2 protein-coding genes are annotated in these 12,740 nt (G+C 63.7%); both read left to right on the top strand.

The window, feature by feature from the left end:
• Window positions 1–254: 254 nt before the first annotated feature.
• Window positions 255–6,248 carry a hypothetical protein gene (locus tag AAFG13_RS04430; RefSeq protein WP_342711236.1) on the top strand — a complete coding sequence of 1,998 codons (5,994 nt, stop codon included), beginning with the start codon at window positions 255–257 and terminating at the stop codon, window positions 6,246–6,248.
• Window positions 6,249–6,800: 552 nt separating this feature from the next.
• Window positions 6,801–12,704 carry an AIDA repeat-containing protein gene (locus AAFG13_RS04435; protein WP_342711237.1) on the top strand — a complete coding sequence of 1,968 codons (5,904 nt, stop codon included), beginning with the start codon at window positions 6,801–6,803 and terminating at the stop codon, window positions 12,702–12,704.
• Window positions 12,705–12,740: the final 36 nt, after the last annotated feature.

Raw genomic sequence — 12,740 nt, forward strand, 5'->3', positions numbered from 1 at the left:
GCAACAGTTTCTGGAACGATCCGCGGATGCGTTTCGACCACAAGGATTTCCTGTGGCGTCCGCGGCACGCAAATTCACCGCGACAATTTGAATGCACGCGGCTGATTTACGGCCGATCACGTAAAGCAGGTTATTGAGCGCATACCAGGATTTTCGGTCGACGCCAACGCGGTGCGCGTAAAGGACGTCGACGCCGACGGGCATCGCTGCCCGAAACCGGCAAATGAATTTTAGTCTGGCCTAGAGGCGGAACCATGCAGACGATTTCCAGCGGCGTCACCATTACTGTATCTTCTGGCACGGAATCCGGCGATACCGTCCTGACCGGCGGCACGCTGATCATTGAGTCCGCGGGCAGCGCCACTGGAACGACTGTGTCCGGCGGCTCCGAGGTGATTTCGAGCGGTGGTGTCGACAGCGGCGCCACGATCCTGTCCGGCGGCAGCCAGAATATCTCCAGCGGCGGTCTCGGCGTCTCGGCCACGGTGTCTGCAGGCGGCCTGCTCAACGTTTCCTCGGGCGGTTCGGCGTCGTTCGTTGCCGTGTCGTCGGGTGGCACGCTGAACGTTACCGGAACGGTGACAAGCCACGTTGAGGTCTTTTCGAGCGGCCTTGTTGTGATCTCTTCCGGCGGCATCGAGACGGGCGCTCCCGGCAGCGACGAGACGATTGTGTCGGGTGGCACGGTCAGCGTGACCTCGGGCGGCCAGCTCTCCTACTTCACGGTCAGGAGTGGTGGCCTTGTCACGGCCGACAATGGCGCGACGATCCACGACTTCGGCGTCAGCAGTGGCGGCATCCTCAATCTCGCAGGTTCTCAGACCAGCAACTCGGAGGTCTTCGCCGGCGGCACCGAGAATGTCTTTTCGGGAGGCAACGCGCAGAACTTCGATGTGTCGGGGGGCACGCTGAACGTGCTCTCCGGCGGCAATGCGCAGTCCTTTACGGTGTCGGGAGGCTCGCTCAATGTCCTCTCCGGAGGCCAGTCCGAGTTCTTCACCCTGTCGTCCGGAGCCTCGGCCAGCGTCGCAACCGGCGGCACCGTTCACGATCTGACCATATCGAACGGAGCAACGCTCAGCCTTTTGGGTTCGGCGACGAACTTCGTGTTCGTTGGGGGCGGCGCCACGTTGAACGTCTCTGCCGGCGGTGCCCTCAGCGGTTCATTGGATCCATCCGCCCTCCCAACGGTCACCGTTGTGGGCACAGTGAATGCATCCGCGGGTGCGTCCGTCAGCTACGTTGCGGTCAACGGCAACGGCGCCCTGAACTTGCAGGCCGGCGCGTCCGCGCACGACATCAATGTGAATAGCGGTGGCCAATTCAATCTCGCGGGGAGCACGACCAGTAACATCAACATCCACGACGGTGGCCTGGAAACCGTTTCCTCCGGAGGAGCCGAGAACGGCGCCAATGTCTTCGGCGGCGGTGAGCTCGATGTCCTTTCCGGCGGATCGGCAAACGGCACGATGGTCAATGGTGGTCTGCTGAAGCTGTTCTCAGGCGGGACCCTCAGTGGCGTTTCGGTCAATTTCGGCGCCGTAGAACTGGTCAGCGGAGCGTCCGTTTCGCAGCTTTCCAACACCACTTTTGGTAGCGGTACCGAGCTTGAGGTGGGGCCTGGCGCTGTCGTAAGCGGCTATTCGGTGGGTAGTGGCCCGATCCTCGAGGTTCTGTCGGGCGGCTCAACCTCCGCCATCACCGTCAGCGCGAATGGAACGGAGATCGTGCTTGCGGGCGGCACGGCCCTGGGCACCATCGTTGGCAGTGGCGGCTTCATGCAAGTCGGCATTCCGTCGTTCCAGGGATCGGGTGGTTCGGCGGGTGGAACCGCGAGCAATACGACCGTGGCGGGCGGTCAGCTCGATGTGAACTCCGGTGGCCTCGCGGTGTCCACCACGATTGCCAGCAACGGCGGCGCGCAAGTCACCTCAGGCGGTGCAGTATCTGGAACGACGATCTCCAACTCCGGTGGCATGACCGTGCTGAGCGGCGGCACGGCGGCCGGCACGACGGTGCTGAGCGGTGGCTACTTCCAACTCGGATCGTTCAACGGTAGTCCCGGTTCAGCCGGTGGCAGCGCGACGGGCACTATCCTGTCTGGCGGATTCGAGGCCGTCTTCAGTGGTGGCGCCGATTCCGGCGTCACGATTCTGTCGGGTGGCACTCAGGTGGTTTCCTCTGGTGGCGTCACCATTGGCGCCACGATCTCAAGCGGCGGCGTGTTGAATGTGTCGGCCGGCGGTTCGGCCGCGGCGCAAGTTTCAAGCGGAGGTGTTGAGGATGTTTCGTCTGGCGGCCTGACGTTCAACACTGCGGTCTTCGGCGGCGGCGCCTTGAATGTTTCCGCCGGCGCGACGGCGCACGACGTCACCCTGTCGGGTGGAACGCTCAATCTTGGCGGCACCGTCACCAGCAACGTTTTCATCTCAAGCGGCGGCATAGAAAACGTGCTGGTGGGAGGATTGGTCTCGGCATCCTCCAACGGTGTAGGGACGACGGTTTCGGCCGGCGGCATCCTCAACGTGATGGGGACCACGTCCAACATGGTGGTGGTGTCCAGCGGCGGCGTCGAGAACGTCTCGTCCGGTGGCGTCATCCAGGGCACCATCAGCGGTGCGGCCAGTGCGGGAACGTTCATCGCGGCCGGCGGAACGCTCAACCTCCTGGCCGGAGGCTCGGCCAGCATGATCAACGTGTCCGGCACGCTTAACGTGCAGGGCAAGATCACCAGCAATGTCACCATTCAGAGCGGCGGCCACGAAATCGTCTCTGCAGGTGGCTCCGTCACCGGCGTCACCGGTTCGGGGACCGTCATTTCCGGACTCGTCGACGTTCTCTCCGGCGCGTCGTTCGAATATGCGACAGTCTTCAATGGTGGTGACCTGAATGTCTCGTCCGGTGCGATGGCGGACCATATCTCCGTCTCGAGCGGCGGCATCTTCAACGTTGGCGGCACGGTTCTGAGCAATGTCTCGGTCTTTGCCGGCGGCATCGAGAACGTATTCTCCGGAGGTGTGGTCACCGGTGTCACCGGCTCCGGAACCGGGATTTCGGGTGGCACCGTCAACGTGTCCTCGGGAGGCGCAATCGACCACACGACCGTCATCAGCGGTGGCGTGCTGAACATTAAATCTGGAGCCGCGGCGCACGACATCGCGGTGTCGAGCGGTGGTGCGCTCAACGTCGCTGGCGCGGTGACGAGCAACGTCGCGGTCTTTGCCGGAGGCAATGAGATCGTTTCCTCTGGCGGCTCCACGGGGCCGGTCACGATCTCCGGCGGCGTGGTCGAGCTGCGGGCCGGCAGCATCGCGAACGGCGGTATCACCTTCAGCGGTTCCGGCGGTCAGCTCAAGATCGATGGCACCTCCCTGGCCGGCACGACGATCAGCAGTCTGGTGCTGGGCGACAGCATCGATCTGGCAGGCCTCAATTTCGTATCGGGTGGGGCGGCGACCTTGCAGGCCGGCAACATCCTGCGCGTTACCGAGGGGGCATCCACCTTCAATCTGCAGCTTGATGCGATACCCGGCGTGCGGTTCAGCGTCAGCGCGGATTCCGGCACCGGAACGCTGGTCACGACGCGTGCCGATATCGCTCCGGTCACGTCAGCGTCCAACATCCATGCAGGCGCTGGCCAGACCTCCGTGCTGGCTTCCAGCCTCTTTACGGTGTCGGACGCCGATGGCGATCCGATCACCCAATACGCGTTCTGGGACACCGGCGGCAACGGCCACTGGGTGGTGAATGGTGTCGCCCAGGCGGCCAATGCCGAGATCGATGTTGCGGCGGCGAACCTGTCGCAGGTGAGCTACGTCTTCGGTCCAAACGGATCGACTGATACCCTTCGCGTTCGAGGCAATGACGGCACGGTTTGGGGCGACTGGACTCAATTTACGGCCAAGGCATTTGGCGACAACGCGCCAACCGTGAACGCAGTCAACGTGACTGCGGCGCACGGCCAGACGTCGATTGCTGCATCGAGCCTGTTCACGGTGAGCGATCTGGACGGCGACACGATGACCCAGTACGCGTTCTGGGACACCCAAGGTAACGGACATTGGGCCATCAACGGCGTCGTCCAGGCCACCAACGCCGAGATCGATGTTTCGGCGGCGAACCTGTCGCAGGTGAGCTACGTGTTCGGCCCCGGCGGTTCGACGCCCGATACGCTCTGGGTGAAGGCCAATGACGGTATCTTGTGGAGCGCCTGGCAGAGCTTCACGGCGTCGCCGGGTCCCGACACGGCTCCGGTGGTGACGGCACCGAACGTAACCGCCAATCACGGGCAGTTCTCGGTTCTCGCCTCGAGCCTGTTCTCGGTCAGCGATGCCGAGCACGACACGATCACCCAGTACGCGTTATGGGACACGCAAGGTAACGGACACTGGGTCGTCAACGGTGTCGTCCAGGCCACCAACGCCGAGATCGATGTTTCGGCGGCGAACCTGTCGCAGGTGAGCTACGTGTTCGGCCCCGGCGGTTCGACGCCCGATACGCTCTGGGTGAAGGCCAATGACGGCAGCCTATGGAGCGCCTGGAAGAGCTTCACGGCAACACCGGGCCCCGACACGGCCCCGGTGGTGACGGCACCGAACGTGGCCGCGGTTCACGGGCAGACGTCGGCGCTCGCCTCGAGCTTGTTCTCGGTCAGCGATGCCGAGCACGACACGATCACCCAATACGCGCTCTGGGACACGCAAGGTAACGGACATTGGGCCATCAACGGCGTCGTGCAGGCCACCAACGCCGAGATCGATGTTTCCGCGGCGAACCTGTCGCAGGTGAGCTACGTGTTCGGCCCCGGCGGTTCGACGCCCGATACGCTCTGGGTGAGGGCCAATGACGGCAGCATGTGGGGCGCCTGGCAGAGCTTCACGGCAACACCGGGCCCCGACACGGCCCCGGTGGTGACGGCACCGAACGTGGCCGCGGTTCACGGGCAGTTCTCGGCTCTCGCCTCGAGCCTGTTCTCGGTCAGCGATGCCGAGCACGACACGATCACCCAATACGCGCTCTGGGACACGCAAGGTAACGGACATTGGGCCATCAACGGCGTCGTGCAGGCCACCAACGCCGAGATCGATGTTTCGGCGGCGAACCTGTCGCAGGTGAGCTACGTGTTCGGCCCCGGCGGTTCGACGCCCGATACGCTCTGGGTGAGGGCCAATGACGGCAGCATGTGGGGCGCCTGGCAGAGCTTCACGGCAACACCGGGCCCCGACACGGCCCCGGTGGTGACGGCACCGAACGTGGCCGCGGTTCACGGGCAGACGTCGGCGCTCGCCTCGAGCCTGTTCTCGGTCAGCGATGCCGAGCACGACACGATCACCCAGTACGCGTTATGGGACACGCAAGGTAACGGACACTGGGTCGTCAACGGCGTCGTCCAGGCCACCAACGCCGAGATCGATGTTTCCGCGGCGAACCTGTCGCAGGTGAGCTACGTGTTCGGCCCGACCGGCTCGACGCCCGATACGCTCTGGGTGAAGGCCAATGACGGCAGCATGTGGAGCGCCTGGAAGAGCTTCACGGCAACACCGGGGCCCGACCACCTTCCGGTCGTTTCGGCCTCGAACGTGGTGACGGTCTCCGGGCAGACGTTCGCCGCATCGAGCCTGTTCAGCGCCACGGACGCCGACGGCGATACCATCACGAAATATGCGCTGTGGGATTCCAACTCGAACGGGCACTGGAGCATCAACGGCACATCGCAGCCCGTGAATACCGAGATCGACATCACTGCGGCGCAACTTTCCCAGACGACCTATCAGGCCGGCTCGGGCACGGATCAACTCTGGATCCGGGCCAATGACGGCATTGCGTGGGGAGCCTGGCAGCCCTTCAACGTGACGGGCGAGAGCGCCACCAATGCCACCATCGCATCGGGCAGCACCCTGGAATTGACCGGAACGTCGAATGCCACCGTGGCGTTCCAGGGTTCGACGGGGACGCTCAAGCTGGACAATTCCGCGAGCTTTGCCGGAACGGTCGCCGGGATGACCGGTTCGGACGCGATCGATTTCGCGAACATCAATTTCGCGAACGTTCACACTCCGAGCTTCAGCGGAGACTCAACGCACGGAACGCTCACGGTGACGGACGGCACCGTCACGGCGAGCATTGTGCTGCTGGGCAACTACATGGCCTCGACCTTCACGACCTCAAGTGATGGCCATGGTGGGACCCTGGTTGTCGATCCGCCGGCGATGCAGGTCAGCCAGCTTGCGCAGCCACAGCATGCGTGAGGCTTGACGATGAGGTATGCGGAGCCACCGAGATAAGGTGGCTTCGCCTGCCGCGATGCCCGCGCAGCGATCGCAGCAACTGATAGGCGCCGGCACCACCGAGCTCCTGCGCCAGCTCGCCAATTTCGTGGAGAGCAGGAACGGCGGCGTGGCAGACTTCTCATGGCGGAGACAACTCCGTAATTTGACGGGTCATCTGTCGGCTGCCGAGCGGGCCGACTGTTTCACACTGTGAACAACCGGCGAGAAACATTGAACTTTTGCGATCAGCACCTTGACGACCCTTGGGCGACTTGTAAGCTGATCACGTTTTTAGTTCATACCGGCGATTTGTAATTTTGGATGACGTAGCAACTTGAAGCTGGTTCGCGTCCCGCCAGCATTTCAACTGCTCTCCAAAACTCAGTGATCAAGACCCCGCGCCAAGTGAGTTGGTGAGGGCTAGCGGGCGTTTGCTTCAACTGTCGGGCGATCGGCCAAACTCGGCCGTGGGGGCGAGTTGCCGGACAGATCTATTGGATTTCGAGATCAGTTTTTTCGGGGGAGGGGTTGATGAGTGTGAATGTTGCCAGCGGCAGCACCGTTTCTGTGTCCGATACGCAAAGTGGCAACACGGTTCAGGACGGCGGCACGCTTTATGTGCTGAATGGCGGGACTATCAGCAGCACCCTCGATGTTGGCACCGTCGTTGTGTCCTCCGGCGGCACCGATGTCGGCGACACCGTATCCCACGACTCAAATGGTGCCGCGCAGCTCTACGTTCTCGGCACCGTGATCAGTGCCGTGATCGACGGCGGCAACGCGATCCTCGGCTTCAGCTATGTCCCTTCATACACGACCGGCGTTGGAACCGCGATCAACACCACGATCAGTGGCGGCCGACTGTCAGTGGACACCGGCTCAACCGCGAGCAACACCACGGTCAGCAGCGGCGGCAGGCTAGACCTGTTCGGCGGCACCGCCAGCAACACCACCGTCAATGGTGGAGGCGTGGACATCTATGGCGGCACCGCCATCGGTACGACGATCAAGAACGGCGGGCTCGAGTACGTCACAAACGACTACAATAACAACCCTGGCGCCTACGGCAGTGCAGTCGCATCCAACACCACAGTGATGGGAAGCGGTTCCGAACAGATCGTTGGATTTCTTGGGGCCGCGACCGCGGTCAACACCGTCGTCGACGGCGGTACGCAGTACCTCGGCTATACCGCCTTCGGAAGCGCCGGTTCTGGTTTCGCAAGCAACACCACCATCACCAACGGTGGAATCCAGTATGTTGCGCCATACGGCCTCGCTAATGCGGGCGGCACAGCCGTCAACACGACGGTCACCGGCAGCGGCAGCATCCAATATGTCGGCAGTGGCCAATTCAGCGGCAGCGCAACGGCAAGCTCCACCACGCTGATCGCGGGCGGTGAGCAGGTCGTCTGGGGCGGCACCGCCAGCAGTACGGTGATCAGCTCCGGCGGTACCGAAATCGTTTCGTCCGGCGGCATCGCCAGAACCGCGGTGATCAGCGCCGGCGGCACCGAGATCGTGATGGCGGGCGGCACCGCCAGCGCGGCGGTGATCAGCTCCGGTGGCACCGAAGTCGTTTCGTCCGGCGGCACCGCAAGCGGCATCGTCGTCGATAGCGGCGGGACCCTGATTCTCATTGCTGGCGCCAATGTCACGAACGTGACCAGCAACGGCGGCACAGTCGTTATCGAAAGCGCCCCTGTGACCGTAAGCAGCGGCTCGTCCTACACCGTATCGAGCGGCCAAACCGATACCGGTGATACCGTGCTCAATGGCGGTTCGATGTTCGTTGCCTCCGGCGGGTCGGTCGTCAGCACCACCGTCAGCAGCGGCGGGCTTCTGACCATCAGCAAGGGCGGCAGCGACACCGGCACGACCGTCTCTTCCGGCGGCACCGAAGCGGTCGCGGGCAGCGATACGAATGCCGTCGTTGCAAGCGGCGCGACGATGTTTGTCAGCAGCGGCGGCACAGCCAGCGGAACGCTCGTATCCGGGGGAACGCTTGACGTCCTGGCTGGCGGATTTGCCACCGGGACGACGGTCTCAGTGGGCGGCACTCTCAATGTCACGGGGACCACGTCCAACACGGTCTTGGTGTTGAGCGGTGGCATCGAGAACGTCTCGTCCGGCGGCGTCATTCAGGGCACCATCAGCGGCACGGCCGGTACCGGAACGTTCGTTGCAGCCGGTGCGACGCTCAACGTCCTGGCTGGAGGCTCGGCCAGTATGATCAACGTGTCCGGCACGCTCAACGTGCGGGGCAAGATCACCAGCAATGTCACCATTCAGAGCGGCGGCCACGAAATCGTCTCTGCGGGCGGCTCCGTCACCGGCGTCACCGGTTCGGGTACCGCAATTTCCGGCGTGGTCGACGTTCTATCCGGAGGTTCTTTCGAATATGCGACCGTCTTCAGTGGCGGTGACCTGAATGTCTCGTCCGGCGCGACGGCGGACCATATCTCGGTCTCGAGCGGAGGCCTCTTCAACGTCGGCGGCACGGTCCTGAGCAACGTCGCGGTGTTGGCCGGCGGCATCGAGAACGTGCTCTCGGGAGGTGTCGTTACCGGCGTGACCAGCTCCGGAACCGGGATTTCGGGCGGCACGGTGAACGTGTCATCGGGAGGCGCAATCGACCACACGACCGTCAGCAGTGGCGGCATGTTGAATATTCTGTCCGGGGCGACTGCCCACCATGTTGCCGTCTCCAGCGGCGGCACGTTCAAAGTGGCTGGCGCAGTGACCAGCAACGTGGCGGTGTTTGCCGGCGGCACGGAAATCGTTTCCTCCGGCGGGTCGACTGGTCCGGTGACGATTTCGGGCGGCGTGGTCGAGTTGCTGGCCGGCAGCGTCGCGAGCGGCGGCATCACGTTTGGCGGCTCCGGCGGGCAGCTCAAGATCGACGGCACGTTGATGCCGTCGACGACCATCAGCGGGCTGGTGCTGGGCGACAGCATCGATCTGGCCGGGGTGACGTTCTCATCCGGCGGAGCAGTGACGTTGCTCCCGGGCAATATCCTGCAGGTCACGGAGGGCGCTTCCTCCTACGATCTGCAGCTTGATCAGACGCCTGGCGTGCGGTTCAGCGTCAGCACCGATTCCGGCAGCGGCACACTGGTCACCACGCGTGCCGATATCGCTCCGGTCACGTCAGCGCCCAATGTACAGGCAACCGTGGGCGAGAGTTCGGCGGCGGCTTCCAGCCTGTTCACCACCTCGGACGCCGATGGCGATCCCATCACCCAATACGCGTTCTGGGACACCCAAGGTAACGGCCACTGGGCCATCAACGGCGTCGTCCAGGCCACCAACGCCGAGATCGATGTTGCGGCGGCTAACCTGTCGCAGGTGAGCTACGTGTTCGGTCCAAGCGGTTCGAGCGATACCCTTTACGTTCGCGCCAATGACGGCACGGTTTGGGGCGGCTGGACTCAGTTTACGGCAACCGGATTTGTCGACACCGCGCCAACCGTGAACGCAGCCAACGTCACTGCGGCGCACGGCCAGACGTCAATTGCCGCATCCAGCCTGTTCACGGTGAGCGATCCGGATCACGACACGATCACCGAATACGCCCTCTGGGACACCGGGGGGAGTGGCCACTGGGCGTTGAACGGCGTGGCTCTGCCTGCCAACACCGAGATCGATATTCCCGCGGCGCAGTTGCCGCAACTGACCTACGTGTTCGGACCGCCAGGGTCAGCCCCTGATACGCTGTTCATCAAGGCGAACGACGGAACGTTGTGGGGAGCCTGGAAAGCGTTCACGGCGGGGCCAGGGAGCGATGCTGCTCCGGTTGTGACGGCACCGAACGTCACCGCCAATCACGGGCAGACATCGGCTCTCGCCTCGAACCTGTTCTCGGTCACGGACGCTGATGGCGATGCGATCACCCAGTACGCATTCTGGGACACCGGCGGCAGCGGCCATTGGGTGGTAAATGGCGTCGCCCAGGCCGCCAACGTCGAGATCGATGTTACCGCGGCGAACCTGTCACAAGTGAGCTATGTGTTCGGCCCCGGCGGCCCGACGCCTGATACGCTTTACATACGGGCGAATGACGGAATGCTATGGGGAAGCTGGACCGCGTTCACGGCAGCACCTGGCCCTGACACGGCTCCGGTGGTGACGGCACCGAACGTGACCGCCAATCACGGGCAGACGTCGGCGCTGGCCTCGAGCCTGTTCTCGGTGACAGACGCCGAGCACGATCCGATCACCCAGTACGCGTTCTGGGACACCGGTGGCAACGGCCACTGGGTGGTGAATGGTGTCGCCCAGGCCGCCAACGTCGAGATCGATGTGTCGGCGGCGAACCTGTCGCAGGTGAGCTACGTATACGGCCCGACCGGCTCGACATCAGATACGCTCTATGTGCGGGCCAATGACGGATTGCTGTGGGGAGGCTGGACGGCGTTCTCGGCCACCCCGGGGCCCGACCACGCGCCGGTTGTGACGGCACCGAACGTCACCGCCAATCACGGGCAGACATCGGCTCTCGCCTCGAACCTGTTCTCGGTCACGGACGCTGATGGCGATGCGATCACCCAGTACGCATTCTGGGACACCGGCGGCAGCGGCCATTGGGTGGTAAATGGCGTCGCCCAGGCCGCCAACGTCGAGATCGATGTTACCGCGGCGAACCTGTCACAAGTGAGCTATGTGTTCGGCCCCGGCGGCCCGACGCCTGATACGCTTTACATACGGGCGAATGACGGAATGCTATGGGGAAGCTGGACCGCGTTCACGGCAGCACCTGGCCCTGACACGGCTCCGGTGGTGACGGCACCGAACGTGACCGCCAATCACGGGCAGACGTCGGCGCTGGCCTCGAGCCTGTTCTCGGTGACAGACGCCGAGCACGATCCGATCACCCAATACGCGTTCTGGGACACCGGCGGCAGTGGTCACTGGGTGGTGAATGGTGTCGCGCAGGCGGCCAATGTCGAGATCGATGTGTCGGCAGCGAACCTGTCGCAGGTGAGCTACGTGTACGGCCCGACCGGCTCGACATCAGATACGCTGTACGTGCGGGCCAATGACGGCATGCTGTGGGGAGGCTGGACGGCGTTCACGGCCACACCGGGGCCTGACCACGCTCCGGTTTTGACGGCGCCGAACGTCACCGCCAATCACGGGCAGGCGTCAGCTCTCGCCTCGAGCCTGTTCACGGCCACGGACGCCGACAACGACACGATCACCCAATACGCATTCTGGGACACCGGCGGCAGCGGCCACTGGGTGGTCAATGGCGTTGCGCAGGCGGCCAATGTCGAGATCGATGTGTCGGCGGCGAACCTGTCGCAGGTGAGCTACGTATACGGCCCGACCGGCTCGACGCCTGATACGCTCTACGTGCGGGCCAACGACGGATTGCTGTGGGGAGGCTGGACGGCGTTCTCGGCCACCCCGGGGCCCGACCACCCTCCGGTCGTTTCGGCATCGAACGCGACCGGAATTCACGACCATTCGGTCACGGCCTCGAGCCTGTTCACGGTCACGGACGCCGACAACGACACGATCACGCAGTACGCGTTCTGGGACACCGGCGGCAACGGCCACTGGGTGGTCAATGGTGTCGCGCAGGCGGCCAACGCCGAGATCGATGTGTCGGCGGCGAACCTGTCGCAGGTCAGTTACGTATTCGGACCCGGCGGCTCGCCGGCGGACACGCTCTACGTGCGAGCCAATGACGGCATCACGTGGGGTGCATGGACGGCCTTTACGGCCACCGCCACGAACCAGGCGCCGACCGTCGCGGTCGCCAACGTCGTGACGGTCTCGGGGCAGATCTTTGCTGCTGCGAACCTCGTCACTGCGACGGACGCCGACGGCGATACCATCACGAAATATGCGCTGTGGGATTCCAACTCGAACGGGCACTGGAGCATCAACGGCACATCGCAGCCCGTGAATACCGAGATCGACATCACGGCGGCGCAACTTTCCCAGACCACCTATCAGGCCGGCTCGGGTACGGACCAACTCTGGATCCGGGCCAATGACGGCATTGCGTGGGGGGCTTGGCAGCCCTTCAACGTGACGGGCGAGAGCTCCGGCAGCGCCAACATCGCAGCGAGCGCCACCCTGGAATTGCCGGGGGCTTCGAGTGCCACCGTGGCGTTCCAGGGTTCAACGGGGACGCTGAAGCTCGACAATTCCGCGAGCTTTAACGGAACCGTCGCCGGGATGACCGGTTCGGACGCGATCGATTTCGCGAACATCAATTTCGCGAACGTTCACACTCCGAGCTTCAGCGGAAACGCATCGGGCGGAACGCTCACGGTGACGGACGGCGCCGTCACGGCGAGCATTATGCTGCTCGGCAACTACATGGCCTCGACCTTCACGACCTTGAGTGACGGCCATGGCGGGACCCTGGTTGTCGATCCGCCGGCGATGCAGGTCAGCCAGCTGGCGCAGCCTCAGCATGCGTGAGGCTTGAGGATGAGGCATGCGGAGCCGCCCAGACAA

The sequence above is a fragment of the Bradyrhizobium sp. B124 genome (genome assembly GCF_038967635.1).
In the GTDB taxonomy this organism is placed as follows: Bacteria; Pseudomonadota; Alphaproteobacteria; order Rhizobiales; family Xanthobacteraceae; genus Bradyrhizobium.